General features: G+C 72.0%; 19 protein-coding genes. 5 read left to right on the forward strand and 14 right to left on the reverse strand.

Annotated features, from left to right (window positions below):
• From AB4880_RS13585 to rimP, 5 genes are all read right to left on the reverse strand, one after another.
• Positions 1 to 277 (reverse strand): translation initiation factor IF-2 N-terminal domain-containing protein (locus AB4880_RS13585; protein WP_367919747.1); only part of this gene is annotated, 277 nt, incomplete at its 3' end.
• Between the two features lie 99 nt (positions 278 to 376).
• Positions 377 to 742, reverse strand: a complete 366-nt coding sequence (locus AB4880_RS13590; RefSeq protein ID WP_367919748.1) for a YlxR family protein — start codon at positions 740 to 742, stop codon at positions 377 to 379.
• A gap of 64 nt (positions 743 to 806) precedes the next feature.
• On the reverse strand, positions 807 to 2327 hold the full coding sequence (locus tag AB4880_RS13595; RefSeq protein WP_367919749.1) for a hypothetical protein: 1521 nt from the start codon (positions 2325 to 2327) through the stop codon (positions 807 to 809).
• Between the two features lie 36 nt (positions 2328 to 2363).
• Complete coding sequence (nusA, locus tag AB4880_RS13600) at positions 2364 to 3332, reverse strand: transcription termination factor NusA (protein ID WP_367919750.1); 969 nt, start codon at positions 3330 to 3332, stop codon at positions 2364 to 2366.
• Entirely contained in the window at positions 3332 to 3847 is a 516-nt protein-coding gene (gene rimP, locus AB4880_RS13605; RefSeq protein ID WP_367919751.1) for a ribosome maturation factor RimP, read from the reverse strand. The genes nusA and rimP overlap by 1 nt, the downstream gene beginning before the upstream one ends.
• 68 nt (positions 3848 to 3915) lie before the next feature.
• On the opposite strand from rimP, the gene AB4880_RS13610 reads away from it, so the two are divergent.
• Both AB4880_RS13610 and AB4880_RS13615 read left to right on the forward strand, forming a co-directional pair.
• A complete protein-coding gene (locus tag AB4880_RS13610) occupies positions 3916 to 4437 on the forward strand; it encodes a hypothetical protein (RefSeq protein WP_367919752.1) in 522 nt (173 codons plus the stop codon).
• Positions 4434 to 4850 carry a DUF4439 domain-containing protein gene (locus AB4880_RS13615; RefSeq protein ID WP_367919753.1) on the forward strand — a complete coding sequence of 139 codons (417 nt, stop codon included), beginning with the start codon at positions 4434 to 4436 and terminating at the stop codon, positions 4848 to 4850. The genes AB4880_RS13610 and AB4880_RS13615 overlap by 4 nt, the downstream gene beginning before the upstream one ends.
• Before the next feature lie 297 nt (positions 4851 to 5147).
• Here AB4880_RS13615 and AB4880_RS13620 read toward each other — a convergent pair whose 3' ends face one another.
• From AB4880_RS13620 to dxr, 6 genes are read right to left on the reverse strand one after another with little or no spacing between them, the layout of a single operon-like run.
• Complete coding sequence (locus tag AB4880_RS13620; RefSeq protein ID WP_367919754.1) at positions 5148 to 5858, reverse strand: HAD family hydrolase; 711 nt, start codon at positions 5856 to 5858, stop codon at positions 5148 to 5150.
• A gap of 50 nt (positions 5859 to 5908) precedes the next feature.
• On the reverse strand, positions 5909 to 7678 hold the full coding sequence (locus AB4880_RS13625) for a proline--tRNA ligase (protein WP_367919755.1): 1770 nt from the start codon (positions 7676 to 7678) through the stop codon (positions 5909 to 5911).
• Between the two features lie 55 nt (positions 7679 to 7733).
• Positions 7734 to 8579, reverse strand: coding sequence for a GNAT family N-acetyltransferase (locus AB4880_RS13630; RefSeq protein WP_367919756.1), 846 nt, complete (start codon positions 8577 to 8579; stop codon positions 7734 to 7736).
• A gap of 42 nt (positions 8580 to 8621) precedes the next feature.
• Positions 8622 to 9773, reverse strand: coding sequence for a flavodoxin-dependent (E)-4-hydroxy-3-methylbut-2-enyl-diphosphate synthase (gene ispG, locus AB4880_RS13635; RefSeq protein ID WP_367919757.1), 1152 nt, complete (start codon positions 9771 to 9773; stop codon positions 8622 to 8624).
• Between the two features lie 31 nt (positions 9774 to 9804).
• A complete protein-coding gene (locus tag AB4880_RS13640; RefSeq protein ID WP_367919758.1) occupies positions 9805 to 11160 on the reverse strand; it encodes a M50 family metallopeptidase in 1356 nt (451 codons plus the stop codon).
• A 21-nt stretch (positions 11161 to 11181) separates the two neighbouring features.
• A complete protein-coding gene (gene dxr / locus AB4880_RS13645) occupies positions 11182 to 12273 on the reverse strand; it encodes a 1-deoxy-D-xylulose-5-phosphate reductoisomerase (RefSeq protein WP_367919759.1) in 1092 nt (363 codons plus the stop codon).
• Between the two features lie 79 nt (positions 12274 to 12352).
• Here dxr and AB4880_RS13650 point away from each other — a divergent pair, with 79 nt between their 5' ends.
• Entirely contained in the window at positions 12353 to 13444 is a 1092-nt protein-coding gene (locus AB4880_RS13650; protein WP_367919760.1) for a polysaccharide deacetylase family protein, read from the forward strand.
• A gap of 57 nt (positions 13445 to 13501) precedes the next feature.
• Here AB4880_RS13650 and meaB read toward each other — a convergent pair whose 3' ends face one another.
• Together meaB and AB4880_RS13660 are read right to left on the reverse strand one after the other, a co-directional pair.
• Positions 13502 to 14482, reverse strand: coding sequence for a methylmalonyl Co-A mutase-associated GTPase MeaB (gene meaB / locus AB4880_RS13655; protein WP_367919761.1), 981 nt, complete (start codon positions 14480 to 14482; stop codon positions 13502 to 13504).
• Positions 14483 to 14492: 10 nt separating this feature from the next.
• Positions 14493 to 15692 (reverse strand): acetyl-CoA C-acetyltransferase, encoded by a 1200-nt coding sequence (locus AB4880_RS13660; protein WP_367919762.1) that lies wholly within the window; start codon positions 15690 to 15692, stop codon positions 14493 to 14495.
• Between the two features lie 135 nt (positions 15693 to 15827).
• On the opposite strand from AB4880_RS13660, the gene mce reads away from it, so the two are divergent.
• Entirely contained in the window at positions 15828 to 16289 is a 462-nt protein-coding gene (mce, locus tag AB4880_RS13665; protein ID WP_379228922.1) for a methylmalonyl-CoA epimerase, read from the forward strand.
• 76 nt (positions 16290 to 16365) lie between these two features.
• On the opposite strand, the gene AB4880_RS13670 is transcribed toward mce, so the two are convergent.
• Complete coding sequence (locus tag AB4880_RS13670) at positions 16366 to 17130, reverse strand: LamB/YcsF family protein (RefSeq protein ID WP_367919764.1); 765 nt, start codon at positions 17128 to 17130, stop codon at positions 16366 to 16368.
• A gap of 200 nt (positions 17131 to 17330) precedes the next feature.
• On the opposite strand from AB4880_RS13670, the gene ccrA reads away from it, so the two are divergent.
• The coding region (gene ccrA / locus AB4880_RS13675) for a crotonyl-CoA carboxylase/reductase (RefSeq protein WP_367919765.1) at positions 17331 to 18651 on the forward strand (1321 nt) is incomplete at its 3' end.

Genomic DNA, 18651 nt, shown 5'->3' on the forward strand with positions numbered 1-18651 from the left:
CGGGCGCCTCCGGAGCGGGGGCGGGCGCGGCCTTCTTGGCCGGTGCGGGCTTGGGAGCAGCAGGCTTCGCGGGCGCCTCGGCGGCCGCGGCGTCGCCCGGCTTCATCTTCGAGAGAAGCTCGGCGCCGTAGGTCGCCTCGAACTTCTTCACAGCGGGAAGCTCGATGCTCGAGGACGCCGTCTTGGCGAACTCTCCGATGTCATTGAGCATCTTGAGCGCGTCGGCGCTCTTGATGCCGTACTTCTTAGCGAGTTCGGAAACTCGGGTCTTGGCCACGTTTCTCCTTCTGGCCCAAGACCCAAGCCGGGGATCTCAGACCGTTGACGGGTGGTGCAGCAGAACGAACTGGCTCATCGCGAGGTACTCATCGAGTGCTCATGAGCTGTTGCTCCAGTCTCTGTTGACGGGTTCGGTCGGATCGATCAGCGAGGCGACGTAGTCCCCCACCGGCGCGCTGGAGAAGCCACCCGCGCCCGGCGTGAGCCGGAGCGCGCGGGAGAAGGCCTTCCGCCGCACCGCGAGGTCGTAGCAACCGGTCGTGGGGTGCACGTGCGCTCCACGTCCCGGCGCGGTGCCGTCAGGATCGGGGACGGCGACCGTGCGGCCGTCGGGCCCCGAGCCGGCGGTCACCCGCAACAACTCGCTTCTGGCGGCCCGCTTACGGCATCCGATGCAGGTCCGGACGGGGCCCTCGAGCGAGGGATCGTCAGAGCGAGCAGGGGAATTCAGTCGGCGTGCCACCGAGGGGCAACTCTACCGCCCGGGCGGTGGAGATCACGAACCGGGACCGGCTCGCCGAGCGAGATCAGTCACACCCGAAGCCCTCGGCGGCCGGTTGGTACGTCGCGAGGACGGTCCCGTCGGCGTCGGCGTAGGTCAGCGTGCCGTCGGCCCCGAGGGTCGCGAAGCCGTAGACATCGCCGCCCCCGCGCGGGATCGGCCAGCCCGGGATCGGTTCGTCGCCGGCGCCGGTCTCGTAGTCGGGGCCGTCGTCGGTGCGCTGCCACCACGTGGCGCCGAAGACGATGCGGGAGATGCCGCAGTGGGTGAACAGCGGCGCGGCATAGCGGACGCCGACCTCCGGCTTGGCGTCGCGCGGCAGGGTCACCAGGTCGACGGTCCTCGGGCGGGCGTCGTCGGGCGCGGCTCGCAGCGGCCGGCCGGCGGGCCAGGTGCCGACCAGGACGCCGCCGCGCTCACGGCGCAGGACGAGCACCCGGCCGTCGGCGGTGCCGACGACGTCGTCGAGCCACGCCGTCGGCGGGCTGTCGGCGGCCCGCCACCGCTCGCCGTCGTCGCTCACGAGGAGGTGGGCCGGCGGCTGCTGTCCGCACTGGGCGAGGTCGGCGTAGCAGACCTCGGGGCTGCTCCAGTCGACGCCGGCGGCGACCGAGTCGCGCAGGGTCAGCACCCGGGTGCCGGCCTGCCACAGCGTCGACCGGCCGGAGTCCTCCTCCGCGGCCGGGAGCGCGTCGCTCCCCCGCCAGGTGCGGCCGCCGTCGGCGGAGGTCAGCGTCACGTGGTCGCGTCCGGTCACCGTGGCGACGACGCGGTCACCGTCGGCGACGAGCCCGGTCACGTCGTACGCCTGGCCGAGGACGGGGTCGTCGACGCCCGTCCAGGTCGCGCCGCCGTCGTCCGATCGCCAGGCACGCGCGTCCCGGCCGACGCGACCGGTCGCGAGCAGGTCACCGCCGCCGACGACCGCGATCTGCGACACCCACGACTCGGTCCGATAGCCCTGTACGGCGGGCACGCCCGGCAGCTCCACCTCGGTGAACGCGGCGCCGTCGGTCGTCGTCCAGGCCTGCGCCCGGAAGCCACCCATGCCCGGGTCGGCTGCGGTCCGGTAGGCCCCGACCACGGCGGCGCCGTCGGGCGTGGCGACGAGGCCGGCGACGTCGACCGGGTGGGCGAAGCCTTGCGGCCGGGTGGCGGTCCAGTGCAGGCCGTCGTCGCTGCGCAGGACGACGGGCGCGATGTCCGGTCCGCCCGAGCCGACCGCGAGCCAGCCGCCGTCGGCGCGCCGGACGGGCCCGCCGAGCTGGACCAGGTCGGGCAGCCCGGTCGCGACCGGCTGCCCCGCCTCGAACCGGGCGCCGTCGACCGACAGGTGCGGCTGGACGACGCCCTCGCCCGAGACGAGCAGCACCAGGACGTCGTCGCCGTCCGCAGTCATCAGCGCCTGCTGGTCGTCACCGACCTTGCCGGCGAGCCGCTGGCTGGTCCAGTCAGCCGAGCGCGCGCGTGGCTCGGACGGCTCCGCGCCGCAGGCGGAGAGGACGAGCGCGAGCAGGACGACGCCGAGCGCCGGGAGCCGGACCATGCCTCAGTGACGGCACGGCCCGGCGTTCGGTTCCGCTCAGTCTTCTTCGTCGGAGTGGATGTCGATCCGCCAGCCGGTGAGCCGCGCGGCGAGGCGGGCGTTCTGGCCCTCCTTGCCGATCGCCAGCGAGAGCTGGAAGTCGGGGACGACGACCCGCGCCGAGCGCGCTGCGGCGTCGACGACGGTGACCGACTGCACCTGCGCCGGGGACAGCGCGTTGGCGACCAGGGTGGCCGGGTCGTCGGACCAGTCGACGATGTCGATCTTCTCGCCGCCGAGCTCGGACATCACGTTGCGCACCCGCTGGCCCATCGGGCCGATGCAGGCGCCCTTGGCGTTGACGCCGGAGACGGTGGAGCGGACCGCGATCTTGGTGCGGTGACCGGCCTCGCGGGCGATCGCGGAGATCTCGACGGTGCCGTCGGCGATCTCGGGGACCTCGAGCGCGAAGAGCTTCTTGACCAGGCTCGGGTGCGAGCGCGACAGCGTGATCTGCGGGCCGCGCATGCCCTTGCGGACCGACACCACGAGGCACTTGATGCGGGTGCCGTGGCTGTAGTCCTCACCGGGGACCCGCTCGCTGGCGGGCAGCTGCGCCTCGATCTTGCCGAGGTCGACGAGGACGTCGTCGGGGTTGCGACCCTGCTGGATCACGCCTGAAATGATGTCGCCCTCCTTGCCGGAGAACTCACCGAACTTGATCTCGTCCTCGGCGTCGCGCAGCCGCTGCAGCATGATCTGCTTCGCGGTCGTGGCCGCGATCCGGCCGAAGCCGTCGGGCGTGTCGTCGTACTCGCCGACCTTGTTGCCCTCGGCGTCGACCTCGGTGGCCAGCACCGTGACGTGCCCGGTCTTGCGGTTGAGCTCGACCCGCGCGTGCGCGACCGAGCCCTCGGTCTTGTGGTACGCCGTGAGCAGCGCCTGCTCGATCGCCTCGACGAGGACGTCGAACTTGATCTCCTTCTCGCGCTCCAGCGTGCGGAGGATGCTGAGGTCGATGTCCATCAGTCGGCGTCCTTGTCTTTGCGGTTGAACTCGATCTGCACCAGTGCCTTGCGCACCTCGCCGTAGGGCACCCGGACCTCGCTGCCCGCCACGTCGAGGGTCACGCCCTCGTCGTCGCTGGCGCCGATCCGGCCGACCAGCTCGGCGGACTGCTCGCCGTCCTCGCGGACCAGCTTGACCAGGCGGCCCTCGTTGCGCCGCCAGTGGCGGGGCAGTGTCAGCGGCCGGTCGACGCCGCGCGAGGTGACCTCGAGCGTGTAGGGCTGCTGTCCCATCGCCTTGCTGCCGCCGTCGGGGCCGTCGTCCTCGAGCACGCGGTCGATGACCTTCGTCGCCGCGGCGACGTCGTCGAGCGAGAGCCCGCCGTCGGCATCGAGGGCGACGCGCAGGACGCGGCGCTTGCCGGCCGGCGTCAGCTCCACGGCTTCGAGGTCGAGGCCCAGCTCGGCCAGCGGGGCGACGAGGACCTGCTCGATCCGCTCGACTGTCGCTCCCTGAGCGGAATGAGTACCCATCCGAGTCCTCCCCGTGTCCTGTTGTGGCTGTGCGGGGACCACGATACCCGGCCCGGTAGGGTCACCGCGTGCCCGCGCCCCTCACCCCTGCCTCCCGGCGCCTCGTCGTCGCCGGCGGACTCGGAGGCCTGGCGCTCGCCGTGACCGGCTGCGACGCGGTCGACCGGCTGATCGGCGACAGCTTGGACTCGGGCGTGTCGCCCGCGCCGGGCGCCACCGTCTCCCCCACCGCACCCGCCGACGACGCCGACAGCGCCCTCGTCGACAAGGTCGTCGCGGTCCTGTCGACGACGGCCGCGCTCGCCACACAGGTCGGCACCCAGGTGCCGGCCCTCGCCCGGATCGGCGCCCGCCTCGCCCGCCTGCACGACGCCCACGTCCGCGAGCTCGGCGGCACTCCCGCCTCCGGCACGCAGTCGCCGAAGGTCGCCGCGGGCCGCGGCCCCGCCCGCAACCAGCTCCTCGCCGCCGAGGCCGGCCTGCAGAACCAGCTCGTCGCCGCCGCCCAGTCGGCCCAGAGCGGCGCGCTCGCCCAGCTCCTCGCCTCGATGGCCGCCGCCGTCGCCCAGCAGCGGGCGGTCCTGGGATGACCGCCGTCGACGCCCTCCAGCTGACGCTGGCCGCCGAGCACGCCGCCGTCTTCGTGTACGGCGCGCTCGGCGCGCAGACCTCCCAGTCGCGCACCCCGACGCTGTACGCGAGCCTCACGGCGTCGTACACGCTGCACCGGACGCGACGTGACGAGCTGATCGCGATGGTCCGCGCCGCGGGCGCCGTACCGGTCGCCGCCGAGCCGGGCTACGAGCTCCCCGCCGACCTGAGCACGCCCGCGCTCGTCACCACCCGCGCCCGCGCGCTGGAGGGCTCGGCCGCCAAGACCTACGCCTACCTGGTGGCAAGCACCGCCGACGACACCCGCGCGTGGGCGATCGCCGCGCTGCTCGACGCCGCCGTGCGCGAGCTGGGGTTCGGCGCGTCGCCGGACCGGCTGCCGGGCCTGTGACGACGGCCGGCCGCAGCGCCGGCTGAGGGGGCTACCGAGGTGAGGGCAAAAACGCCAGCGGTTCGCGACCTCGACATCCGGGGAACTCCCGAGACGTCCCCCGAAGCCGGGGTCGCGAACCGCTGGTGACCGGGGACAACGGTCATCGGGTGAGGGGAGAGGTGGGGCTCACCGTCACCGTGTGCACAATCATGCAACAGAACGCCCACCCGTGCCCGCAACTCCGATCCTCATAAATGTGCAGTGCACAAACCTGCAACCGCGACGCCATGTCGCAGGTACGCAGCCCTGGGAAGGTCAGCGCCAGCCGGCGAGGATGTCGGGCAGGTCGGAGAGGCGCTGCGCGACGGCGTCCGGGTCGCCCTCGGTGTGGCCGATCTGGTCGGCCGGGATGGCGCTGTGCGGGATGTGGATGGCACGCAGCCCGGCGTTGTGGGCGCCCCAGATGTCGTCGTAGAGGCGGTCGCCGACGTAGACGCAGCGCGCCGGGTCGGTGGCGCCGACGGCGTCCATGGCGGCCTCGAAGGCGCGCGGCGACGGCTTCGTCCACGGGATCTCGCTGGTGTAGACGTCGCCGTCGATGAGGTCGAGGACGCCGTCGCGCTCGAAGTAGCCGCGGTGCCACTCCCGCGGCCAGATCGTGTTGGACAGGATGCCGACCTTGATCCCCTGCTCGCGCAGCCAGGTGAAGAGCGGCCGGACCTCGGGGTCGGTGAGCGTGTGCGGCTCCCAGAACGCGTAGTAGGCGTCGAGCAGCTCGGCGTCGTGGTCGAGCCCGGCGACCGAGAACAGGTCGCCGATCGTCGCGCTCTCCTGGTGGTCGCGGCTGCGCCCCCAGATCACACTGCCGGCCTCGTGCAGCCGCGCGGCGAACGCGTGGTGGTCGTCTGAGGTGTCGGGGGTGGTCAGCACGGCCTGTGCCAGGGCCAGCGACTCCGCGTGGAAGTCGATGTCGTGCCAGGCGGTCAGCGTCCCGCCCCAGTCGAAGAGCACCGCGTCGATCGTCATGCCCGAAGGCTAGGGTGCGCCGCCGACAGGCGGCGCGACCCGGGTCACCCTCAGCCGCGCACCAGCGCGGCGATCGCGGCGGCCGCGCCGTCGAGCGCGACCTCCTGACGCTCGCCGGTACGGCGGTCCTTGACCTCGATGACGCCGTCGGCGACACCCCGGCCCACCGTGACGATGGTCGGGACGCCGATCAGCTCGGCGTCCTTGAACTTCACGCCGGGGCTGATCTTGCCCGCGCGGTCGTCGTAGATGACGTCGAGGCCGGCGCCGGTGAGGCCGGCGACGAGCTCCTCGGCGGCCGCGAACACGGCCTCCTCCTTGCCGGCGGCCACGACGTGGACGTCGGCGGGGGCGACGTCGCGCGGCCAGCACAGGCCGATCTCGTCGAGGGTGTTCTCGGCGATGGCGGCCACCGCGCGGGTGACGCCGATGCCGTAGGAGCCCATGGTGACGACGACCAGCTTGCCGTTCTCGTCGAGGACCTTGAGGTCGAGCGCCTCGGCGTACTTGCGGCCGAGCTGGAAGACGTGGCCCATCTCGATGCCGCGCGCGGACTCCAGCGTGCCCTCGGTGCAGTTGGGGCAGGCGTCGCCGTCGCGGACGTCGGCGGCCTCGATGGTGCCGTCGGCGGTGAAGTCGCGGCCGGCGACCAGGTCGACGACGTGGCGGCCGGGCTCGTCGGCGCCGGTCACCCAGGCGGTGCCCTCGGCGACGCGCGGGTCGACGAGGTAGCGGATGCCGGACTTGCCCTCCTCGCCCAGGACGCCGGGCCCGATGTAGCCCTTGACGAGCGCCGGGTGCTTGGCGAACTCGGTCTCGTCCATGGGCTCGACCTCGATCGGCTCGAGCTGGCCCTCGAGCCGCTTCTGGTCGACCTCGCGGTCGCCGGGCAGGCCGATGGCGAGCGGCTCGCGCGTGCCGTCGGGGTGCTTGAGCATGACGAGCACGTTCTTGAGCGTGTCGCCGGCGGTCCAGGGGCGGTCGTCGCGCGGGAACGCCGCGTTGAGGTGGTCGACGAGGGTGTCGATCGTGGGCGTGTCGGGGGTGTCCTCGACGTGCGCGGCAGGTGCGCCGGCGTAGGACACGGGGGCCGGCGGGCGGACCTCGACGGCCTCGACGTTGGCGGCGTAGTCGCAGTGGGTGCAGCGGACGTAGGTGTCCTCGCCGACCGCGGCCTTGGCGAGGAACTCCTCGGACTTCGAGCCGCCCATCGCGCCGGCGGTCGCCTTGACGATGGCGTAGTCGAAGCCGAGCCGGTCGAAGATCCGGACGTAGGCCTCGCGGTGCTTCTGGTACGACGCGTCCAGGCCGGCGTCGTCGACGTCGAAGGAGTAGGAGTCCTTCATCGTGAACTCGCGACCGCGCAGCAGGCCGGCGCGCGGCCGCGCCTCGTCGCGGTACTTGGTCTGGATCTGGTAGAGGCTCAGCGGCAGGTCCTTGTAGGACGAGTACATGTCCTTGACCAGGAGCGTGAACATCTCCTCGTGCGTGGGCCCGAGCAGGTAGTCGGCGTCCTTGCGGTCCTTGAGCCGGAAGATGTTGTCGCCGTACTCGGCCCAGCGACCGGTCGCCTCGTAGGGCTCGCGCGGCAGCAGCGCGGGGAAGGTGACCTCCTGCGCGCCGATGGCGTTCATCTCGTCGCGGACGATGCCCTCGATCTTGCGCAGCACGGCCAGGCCGAGCGGCAGCCAGGTGTAGATGCCCGGCGCGGCGCGGCGGATGTAGCCGGCGCGCACCAGCAGCCGGTGGCTCGGGACCTCCGCGTCGGAGGGGTCCTCGCGCAGGGTCCGAACGAACAGGGTCGACATCCGCATCAGCACGGGGCGAAGCCTACGGCGGCGGTCCGGCCGGGTGCGAACCAGTAACCCCGATGCTTCAGAACATCACGGTGGCGAACCGGGTCGTCTCCACGAACCCGACCCGCTCGTACGCCGCCCGCGCGGCGTGGTTCCAGTCGTTGACGTAGAGCGACACGGTCGGCGCGATCGACGCACGCACCTGCTCGACGACGGCCGCCATCCCCGCCGTCGCGAAACCCTGGTTGCGGCGGTGCGGCGGCACCCACACGCCCTGGATCTGGGCGGCGTCGGCGCTCGCGCAGGCGACCTCGGCCTTGAAGACGAGCTCGCCGCCGTCGTACCGGACGAAGGACCAGCGGCGCCCGACCAGCTGGGCCACGCGGGTGCGATAGAGGTCGCCGCCGCCGTTGGCCTCGGGCGAGACGCCGACCTCCTCGGTGTACATCGCCACGCAGGCCGGGTAGAGCGTGCGCAGGTCGGCCTGCTCGCCGTTGCGCACCTGCGGGTCGAGCGCGACGGCGGGCGGACCGGTGATGACCATGTGCCGCTGGTCCCAGCGGGCGTCGCGAGGGCGCCCCCAGTGCGACTCGACCCGGTCCCAGAACGGCCGTACGGCGTCCTGCGGGCCGACGATCGTCGAGGCCATCCGGCGTCGGGCCAGGGCCCGCTCCGCGAAGGCCTCGGCGTCGGCCGGTCCGCACTGGATCGGCACCAGGTTGGCGCCCGCGTGGCAGGCGGCGACCAGCCGGCCGTCGACGAACCGGCCCCACATCTCGCCGCCGAGCCAGCGCGGCTCGAGGTTGGTCGACCAGGCGCGGTGGACCGCGAAGACGTTGACGACCGGATCCTGCTGGGCCAGGTCGAGGAAGTCGTCCAAGTCCGCCCGCGAGAGCAGGCGTACGCCGGACCGGGTCGTCAACACGCCTCGGAGCCTATGCCCTGCGACGCGTGGAGCGGGAGAAGGTCAGGAGACCGAGACCTGCGGCTCCGCACCGTCGACCGGCTCCATCGTCTCGGCGATCTTCATCGCCTCCTCGATCAGGGTCTCGACGATCTCGGCCTCGGGGACGGTCTTGATGACCTCGCCCTTGACGAAGATCTGGCCCTTGCCGTTGCCCGAAGCGACGCCGAGGTCGGCCTCGCGCGCCTCGCCGGGACCGTTGACGACGCAGCCCATGACCGCGACGCGCAGCGGGACCTCGAGGCCGTCGAGGCCGGCGGTGACCCGCTCGGCCAGCGTGTAGACGTCGACCTGGGCGCGCCCACAGGACGGGCAGGAGACGATCTCGAGCTTGCGCGGGCGCAGGTTGAGCGACTGCAGGATCTGGATGCCGACCTTGACCTCCTCGACCGGCGGCGCCGAGAGCGAGACCCGGATGGTGTCGCCGATGCCGCGCGAGAGGAGCGCACCGAAGGCGGTGGCCGACTTGATCGTGCCCTGGAACGCCGGCCCGGCCTCGGTCACGCCGAGGTGCAGCGGCCAGTCGCCCGCCTCGGCGAGCAGCTCGTAGGCACGGACCATGACGACCGGGTCGTTGTGCTTGACCGAGATCTTGAAGTCGCGGAAGCCGTGCTCCTCGAACAGGCCGGCCTCCCACACCGCCGACTCGACGAGCGCCTCGGGCGTGGCCTTGCCGTACTTCTCGAGCAGCCGCTTGTCGAGCGAGCCGGCGTTGACGCCGATCCGGATCGACGTGCCGTGGTCCTGGGCCGCCTTCGCGATCTCCTTGACCTGGTCGTCGAACTTCTTGATGTTGCCCGGGTTGACCCGGACGGCGGCGCAGCCGGCCTCGATCGCGGCGAAGACGTACTTCGGCTGGAAGTGGATGTCGGCGATCACCGGGATCTGGCTGTGGCGCGCGATCTCGGGAAGCGCGTCGGCGTCGTCCTGGCTCGGGCACGCGACGCGGACGATGTCGCAGCCCGCGGCGGTGAGCTCGGCGATCTGCTGGAGGGTGCTGTTGACGTCGGAGGTGAGCGTCGTCGTCATCGACTGCACCGAGATCGGGTGGTCGCTGCCGACCCCGACCTTGCCCACCTGGATCTGGCGGGTCGTACGACGGGGGGCGAGCACCGGCGGCGGAGCTGCGGGCATGCCCAGGCTGATCGACGTCATGGCATCCAGGTTAGTTGGCGTAGGGGTGGGATCAGGATTCGAGGTGGACGGGCACCACGATGTCGCCGACGATCAGGACCACGCCCATGATGAGCAGCGCGCCGGCGACGACGTAGGTGACCGGCAGCAGCCGAGCGCCGTCGACATAGCCCGGGTCGGGCAGCCGGCGCAGCCGGGCCCAGCCCCGCCGGACCGCCTGCCACAGAGCGGTGGCGATCCGGCCGCCGTCGAGCGGCAGCAGCGGCACCAGGTTGAGCATGCCGATGAAGAAGTTGAAGCCGGCGATGAGCAGGAGCAGCGAGATCGCCTTGTCGGTGACGCTGATCGTGTCGTGGGACGCGACCTCGCCGGCAAGTCGGCCACCGCCGACGATGCTCACCGGGCCGAGCGGGTCGCGGGGGGCGGCGCCGACGATCGCCTTGGCGACGCCCCAGACCTTGACCGGCAGGGTGCCGAGCGCCTTGGTGACGTCGACGGTCATGTGGCCCATCTGGTCGACGGTATAGAGGACGCCGCCCGTGGTCGGGTGGCTCTCGGGGATGACGCCGAGGAAGCCGACCTTCTTGTCGACCTTCTGACCCTTGCGGTCGGGCGGGCGGACGGTCGTCTCGGTGTGGAAGGTCAGCTGCTTGCCGGCGCGCTCGACGACCACGACCGCCTGACCGGTGCCGTTGGCCTTGACCAGCTTCTGCATCTGGGCCCAGCTGGTGATGGCGACGCCGTTGAAGGAGACCATCCGGTCGCCCGCCTTGATCCCGGCCGTGTAGGCCGGCGTCGGGTGCTCGGCGACCTCCTGGTCGGTGCAGGTGCGGCCCGACTCCTCCGGCTGGAGGACGCAGGCGCTGACCGTCTGGACCGTGGTCTCGGTCTTCGGATCGCCCGCGTTGCCGTAGGTCGCGAAGATGCTGACGAAGATGACGAAGGCGATGACCAGGTTGACCAGCGGCCCGCCGCCCATCACGATGACCTGCTTCCACCACGGCAGCTTGTAGAAGAGCCGGTCGCCGTCCTCGGGGCGCACGGTCTCGTACTCCGCGGCGCGCGCGTCGGCGATGAGCTGGGTGAACAGGCCGGTGTCGGACTTGCGGACCCGGACGACCTGGTTGCCGTCGGCGTCGATCTCGACCTCGTCGGCCACCTCGACGGCGGCCGGCGGGAACATGCCGACGATGCGGACGTAGCCGCCGAGCGGGATCGCCTTGACGCCGTACTCGGTCTCGCCGACCTGCTTGCTCCACACCGTCGGCCCGAAGCCGATGAAGTACTGGGTGACCTTCACGCCGAAGGCCTTGGCCGGGATCATGTGGCCCAGCTCGTGCAGTCCGATCGACGCGAGGATCGCCGTCGCGAAGACGAGGACGCCGAGTAGATAGAGCAGTGGGGTCATGCTTTGGTTCGCTGTCCTCGATCAGTGGGGGGCGCGGATGGTGCGGGCGGCGGCCTCCCGGGCCCACGCGTCAGCGGCGAGCACGTCGTCGAGGGAGAGCTGCTCATCCGAGCGTACGTCGTGGGCGGCTACCGCGCTGGCGACTACGTCGACGATTCCGGTGAAGGGCAGCTCGCCGCGCCGGAAGGCGTCGACCGCGACCTCGTTGGCGGCGTTGTAGACGGCCGGGGCGGTGCCGCCGCGCTGCCCCGCCTCACGGGCCAGGGCGACCGAGGGGAAGGCCTGGTCGTCGAGTGGGAAGAACTCCCAGGTCTCCGGGCGGGTCCAGTCGACCGGCGGCGCGGAGTCGGGCACCCGGTCGGGCCAGGACAGGCCGAGGGCGATCGGGATGAGCATGGTCGGCGGGCTGGCCTGCACCAGGGTCGAGCCGTCGACGAACTCGACCATCGAGTGGACGACGCTCGTCGGGTGCACGACGACCTCGATCCGGTCGTAGGGGATGCCGAACAGCAGGTGCGCCTCGATCACCTCCAGGCCCTTGTTGACCAAGGTGGCGGAGTTGATGGTGATGACCGGGCCCATGTCCCAGGTGGGGTGGGCCATCGCCTGCTCGGGGGTGACGTCGGCGAGCTCGGCGCGGGTACGGCCGCGGAAGGGGCCGCCGCTGGCGGTGAGCACCAGCCGCCGTACCTCGTCGGGAGTGCCGCCGCGCAGGCACTGCGCGAGCGCGCTGTGCTCCGAGTCGACCGGCACGATCTGCCCGGGCTCGGCCTTGCCCAGCACCAGCGCGCCGCCCATGACGAGAGACTCCTTGTTGGCCAGCGCGAGCGTCGTGCCCGCTTCGAGCGCGGCCAGTGTCGGTCGCAGCCCGACCGCGCCCGTGATGCCGTTGAGGACGACGTCGCACTCCTGCTGCGCGGCCTCGACGCTCGCCTCCTCCCCCAGCCCGTGGAAGCGCGGCGCGAACTCCGCGACCTGCTGCGCGAACAGCTCCGGGTTGCTGCCGCCGGCGGTCAGGCCGACCACGCGGAAGCGGTCGGGGTTGGCGCGGACCAGGTCGAGCGCCTGGGTGCCGATCGAGCCGGTCGAGCCGAGGATGACGACGTCCTTCACGTCCTCATCCTCTCAGCGAGCGACACCACGGCGCCGAATCGCCGAAATGCCGGTGCCGCGCGGAGCGAGCGTCCATGCTGTGCGCGTGCCGCTCCGTCGTACCCGCTCGCTGCTGGTGGCTCTCGCCCTGGCCGGCGTCGCCGTCGTGCCGGCGACACCCGCGCACGCGCAGGCCGAGCGCTCGGGAGCGCCGGTCGCCGCGCAGCAGCGCGGATGCAAGGGACAGGTGGCGCTCACCTTCGACGACGGCCCGGTCCGCGGCACGACCCACCGGCTGGTGCGGCTGCTCGTGGCCAAGCACGTCCCGGCGACCTTCTTCATGGTCGGTCAGCGGGTCCAGGCGCTCCCGTCCGCGGCCCGCGAGGTCGAGCGCGCGGGCTTCCTGATCGGCAACCACAGCTGGGCGCACCAGAACATGCGCACCCAGTCCTACGACGAGATCGTGCGGACCCTGCGCTCCACCCAGCGCGCGCTGCGCCGGGCCGGCGTCCACCCGACCCGGCTGATGCGGCCGCCGTACGGCGCCGAGAACGCGACCGTGCGTCGTGCGGTCCGCGACGTCGGCGACGTTCCGGTGCTGTGGTCGACGGACTCCCTCGACTGGAAGACCGGCGACTCGCAGCAGATCGCCGCCCGGATCCTGGCCTCGCTGCGCCCCGGCGCCAACATCGTGCTCCAGCACGACGGCGTCAACCGCTCTCCCCTCTCGGTCGGCGCGGTCGACGAGGTGATCCGGGTGGCGCGGCGCCGCGGCTACTGCTTCACCGCGCTCGACGAGCGCGGCCGACCCGGCTACCCCACCCCGACCGCGGCTCTCACCGCCCGCGGCGGCGCCGAGGGCGGCCACGCGGTGGTGACGGTCCGGCTGGACCGCGAGGCCGGTCGAGACACCGCCTTCACGCTGACTACCCACTCCGGCACCGCGACCGTCGGCGAGGACCTGCCGGCGCTGACGACGCGGGTCGTGATCCCGGCCGGACAGCTGAAGGCGAGGGTCGAGATCCCGCTGACCGCCGACGGCGTCGCCGAGCCGACCGAGGACTTCACCGTCATCCTGCACACGCCCGAGGGGCTGCGGCTGGGTGAGCGGAGCGCGACGCTCTCGATCACCGACCACGTCGCGCGGCCGCTGCCCGGCCCGCCGGTGCTGCAGCTGCGCTCGGGCCTGTAGTCGACGGAGCCGGCAGACGAGCTATCCGACGAGCTATCCGACGAGCTATCCGGCGAGCTATCCGGCGAGCTCGTCGGCGGCCGTGTAGGCGTCGGTCGCACCCGACACCACGGCGGCGGCCAGCTCGTCGAGCCGGTCGCCGGAGTCGACACTCCCCCAGCGGCGACGCAGCGCGGTGAGCGCGAGGGTCTCGATCTCGCCGCGGGCGCGGCGGATGCGACGACGCTGCAGCTCGCCGCTCTCGCGCAGCCAGTCGCCGTGCTCCTCGAGCGCGTCGACGACGTCGGTGACCCCGTCGCCGGTGGACGCGGTGGTCTTGAGGACCGGAGGCCGCCAGGCGCCCTCGCGGCGCTCGGCGAGGCCGAGCATCGAGCGCAGGTCGCGGCGCACCTTGTCAGCGCCCTCGCGGTCGGACTTGTTGACGACGTAGAGGTCGCCGATCTCGAGGATGCCGGCCTTGGCGGCCTGGATCCCGTCGCCCATGCCGGGCGCGAGCAGCACGATCGTGGTGTCGGCCTGGCCGGCGACCTCGACCTCGCTCTGGCCGACGCCGACGGTCTCGACCAGGACGACGTCGAAGCCGGCCGCGTCGAGGACCCGCAACGCCTGCGGCGTGGTCCACGCCAGCCCGCCGAGGTGGCCGCGCGCGGCCATCGAGCGGATGAAGACGCCCGGGTCGAGCACGTGGTCGCCCATCCGGATCCGGTCGCCGAGCAGCGCGCCGCCGGAGAAGGGGGACGACGGGTCGACGGCGAGCACCGCGACGCTCTGCCCGCGCCGGCGCAGCTCACCGATGAGGGCGTTGGTCGACGTGGACTTCCCCACGCCCGGGGATCCGGTCAGGCCGACGATCCGCGCGTGACCGGCGTACGGCGCCAGGACCCGCATCAGCTCCGGGAGCAGCGGCGACTCGTCCTCGACGAGCGAGACCAGCCGTCCCACCGAGCGCGGGTCGCCCTCGCGCGCCCGCTCCACCAGGCCAGGAACGGCCGCCGCGGTGATCCCGCGACGGCCGCCCCCGGTAGCTGTGTCGGTCAAGCCGGCTCGATCAGGCCTGCGGAACGCGCACGACCAGCGCGTCGCCCTGACCGCCGCCGCCGCACAGGGCGGCCGCGCCGAGGCCGCCGCCGCGACGCTGCAGCTCGAGCGCCAGGTGCAGCACGATGCGCGTGCCGGAGCAGCCCAGCGGGTGGCCGATGGCGATGGCGCCACCGTTGACGTTGACCTTGTCCTCGTCGATGCCGAGCGCGCGGGCCGACTCGATGCCGACGGCGGCGAAGGCCTCGTTGAACTCGACCAGGTCGAGGTCGGCGGCGGTGAGGCCGGCCTTGTCGAGCGCCTTCTTGGTGGCGTTGGCCGGCTGCAGCTGCAGCGTCGAGTCGGGGCCGGCGACCTGGCCGTGGCTCACGATCTCGGCGAGGATCGGCAGGCCGAGCTCCTCGGCCTTCTTCTTGCTGGTGACGACCACCGCGGCGGCGCCGTCGGAGATCTGCGAGGACGACGCGGCGGTGATGGTGCCGTCCTTCGAGAACGCCGGACGCAGGCCGGCGAGGCCCTCGGCGGTGGTGTCGCCACGGACGCCCTCGTCGACGGAGACGACGACCGGGTCGCCCTTGCGCTGCGGGATCGAGACCGGAACGATCTCGTTGTCGAAGATGCCGTTCTTCTGCGCGGCGGCGGCGAGCTGGTGCGAGCGGGCGGAGAAGGCGTCCTGCTCCTCACGCGTCAGCGGGGTGGTGCGGCACGCGTTGGTGGCCTCGGTCAGGTTGCCCATGCCCTGCTGGGTGGCCTGGTCGAAGAGCGCGTCGTAGGCGAGCGAGTCGACGAGCGCGGTGTCGCCGTACTTGAAGCCCTCGCGGGACTTCGGCAGCAGGTGCGGGGCCTGGGTCATCGACTCGGCGCCGCCGGCGATCACGATGTCGGCCTCGCCGGCGCGGATCAGCTGGTCGGCCTGGGCGATGGCGTTGATGCCCGACAGGCACACCTTGTTGATGGTGATCGAGGGGACCTGCGGCGGGAGGCCGGCCGCGAGACCCGCGGTGCGGGCGGGGTTCTGGCCAGCACCGGCCTGCAGGACCTGGCCGAGGATCAGGTAGTCGACCTGGTCGCCGGAGACGCCGGCCTTCTCCAGCGCGCCCTTGATCGCAACGGCAGCGAGGTCGGCCGCCGACAGGGTCTTGAGGGCGCCGAGGTGGCGACCGATCGGCGTACGCGCGCCGGCGACGATGACGCTGGGGTTGTCGGACATGTTTCCTCCGTGCAGACGTGTGGTCGGAACGTTTTCGACTCTACTCGCGGGTATCCGACGCACGCGAGGGGTCCAGCGTGCGGTCGATGAGTGACATGTCACACCCCTCTCGACCTACGGTCGGCCGACGGCACAATGACCCGCATGAGCATCAAGGACGCCGTTCCCCAGCACCTCTTCACCGCCATCGACCACGTCGGCATCGCCGTGCCCGACCTCGACGAGGCGATCGCCTTCTACCGCGACACCTTCGGCATGGTCGCCGTGCACGAGGAGACCAACGAGGAGCAGGGCGTGCGCGAGGCGATGGTCGCGGTCGGCGACTCCGGCTCGTGCATCCAGCTGCTCGCGCCGCTCAACTCCGAGTCGACGATCGCGAAGTTCCTCGACCGCAGCGGCCCGGGCATGCAGCAGCTCGCCTACCGGGTCAGCGATCTCGACGCCGTCGTCGACGCGCTCAAGGCCAAGGGCGTGCGCCTGCTCTACCCCGAGCCCAAGCGCGGCACCGCCAACAGCCGGATCAACTTCGTGCACCCCAAGGATGCCGGCGGCGTCCTCGTCGAGCTGGTCGAGCCGGCCGCCGACGGCGGCCACTGATCCCCGGTCTCACCCGGCATTCCTGCTCCGAATCCGCCGATTCGGGGACAGGAATGCCGGGTGGGACGAGGAAAGCTCAGGCGAAGGCGCCGACCGCGATCCCGAGATCGCCCAGCGCCGCCCGTACGGCGGCCGCCGACTCCACCGCCCCTGGCGAGTCCCCGTGCACGCAGATCGAGCGCACCCGGCCGCCGCGCGCCAGCTCGACCGCCTGCGCCGCCACCGCCACCGGGTCGGTGAGCACCGCTCGCGGCGCCCCGCGCGGCACCAGGCCGCCGTCCGGCAGGTAGGCGCGGTCGGCGAAGCCCTCGCCCACCGGCTGCAGGCCGGCCTCCGCCACGGCGTCGAGGAAGGCCGAGCCGGCCAGGCCGAGCACCGGCAGCTCGCCGTAGGCCTTGACGGCGTCGACGACGGCCGACGCCTGCTCCGGATGGCGGCTCACCGCGTGGTAGAGCGCGCCGTGCGGCTTCACGTAGGCGACCCGGCCGCCCGCCGCCCGGGCGATCCCGTCGAGGGCGCCGAGCTGGTAGAGCACGTCGGCGGCCAGCTCCGCGGGCGGCACCGCGATATAGCGACGGCCGAAGCCGGCGAGGTCGCGGTAGCCCACCTGCGCGCCGATCGTCACGCCGTGGGCGACCGCCGTCTCGCAGGTGCGGCGCAGGGTCAGCGGGTCGCCGGCGTGGAAGCCGCACGCGACATTGGCGCTGGTCAGGTGCGGCAGCAGGCGCTCGTCGTCGCCGAGCCGCCAGCGCCCGAAGGACTCCCCCACGTCGGCGTTCAGGTCCACCGGAGCCCGGTCGGGGGATCCTCCCGTGGACGCGCCACCCAGATTCGACGTCACGGGCCTATGGTGACCCATCGAGACGCCGCCGAGCCCAGGACGGCGTACCTCCGCGCCGCGCTGCCCGGGTGGCTGATGCTCGATGAGATGAGTGTCACGAACCCACCTACGAGTGGTTACCACTCGGTATCTTCGCCGCGGCCGGACTGCCAGCCCCGCCCCTCGCGGCAGGGCACTTGATTCCTAGGGAGACGACGACCGTGCAGCACATCCTCGACGCCATCCAGGCGGAGGCCTCCGCGGAGGACTTCGCCAACCTCGAGCTTCCCGCGTCCTACCGGGCCGTGACGGTCCACAAGGACGAGGTCGACATGTTCGAGGGCGTGCCCTCGAAGGAGAAGGACCCCCGCAAGTCCCTCCACGTCGACGAGGTAGCCCTGCCCGAGCTCGGCCCCGGCGAGGCGTTCGTCGCCGTCATGGCCAGCGCGATCAACTACAACACGGTGTGGACCTCGATCTTCGAGCCGGTCTCGACCTTCGGCTTCCTCGAGCGTTACGGCAAGGAGTCCGAGCTCGGCGCCCGGCACAACCTGCCCTACCACATCGTCGGCTCCGACCTGTCCGGCGTCGTCCTCGCCGTGGGCGCGGGCGTCACCAAGTGGAAGCCGGGCGACCGCGTCGTCGCGCACTGCCTCTCGGTCGAGCTCGAGGCTCCCGACGGCCACAACGACACCATGCTCGACCCGTCGCAGCGGATCTGGGGTTTTGAGACCAACTTCGGCGGCCTGGCCGACGTCGCCATGGTCAAGGCCAACCAGCTGATGCCGAAGCCGGAGCACCTCACCTGGGAGGAGGCCGCCTCCCCCGGCCTGGTCAACTGCACCGCCTACCGCCAGCTCGTCTCCGCCAACGGCGGCAACATGAAGCAGGGCGACAACGTCCTGATCTGGGGCGCCTCGGGCGGCCTCGGCGGCTTCGCCACGCAGTACGCCCTCAACGGCGGCGCCAACCCGATCTGCGTCGTCTCCAACGAGGAGAAGGCCCAGATCGTGCGCAACATGGGCGCCGACAAGGTCATCAACCGCTCCGAGATGGACTTCAAGTTCTGGAACGAGGAGGGCACCCAGCAGAACCCGAAGGAGTGGCTGCGCCTCGGCAAGGCCATCCGCGAGCTCACCGGCGGCGAGGACATCGACATCGTCTTCGAGCACCCGGGCCGCGAGACCTTCGGCGCGAGCGTGTTCGTCACCCGCAAGGGCGGCACCATCACCACCTGCGCGTCGACCTCGGGCTACATGCACGAGTACGACAACCGCTACCTGTGGATGAACCTCAAGAGGATCATCTCGAGCCACTTCGCCAACTACCGCGAGTCGTGGGAGGCCAACCGCCTCATCGCGCAGGGCAAGATCCACCCCACCCTGTCGCGCACCTACACGCTCGAGGAGACCGGCCAGGCCGCGCTCGACGTCCACCACAACAAGCACCAGGGCAAGGTCGGCGTCCTCTGCCTGGCCCCCAAGGAGGGCCTCGGCGTCAAGAACGAGGAGCTGCGCGCACAGCACCTCGACAAGATCAACC

The organism is Nocardioides ginsengisoli (genome assembly GCF_039537225.1).
GTDB classification, from domain to species: Bacteria; Actinomycetota; Actinomycetes; order Propionibacteriales; family Nocardioidaceae; genus Nocardioides; species Nocardioides ginsengisoli.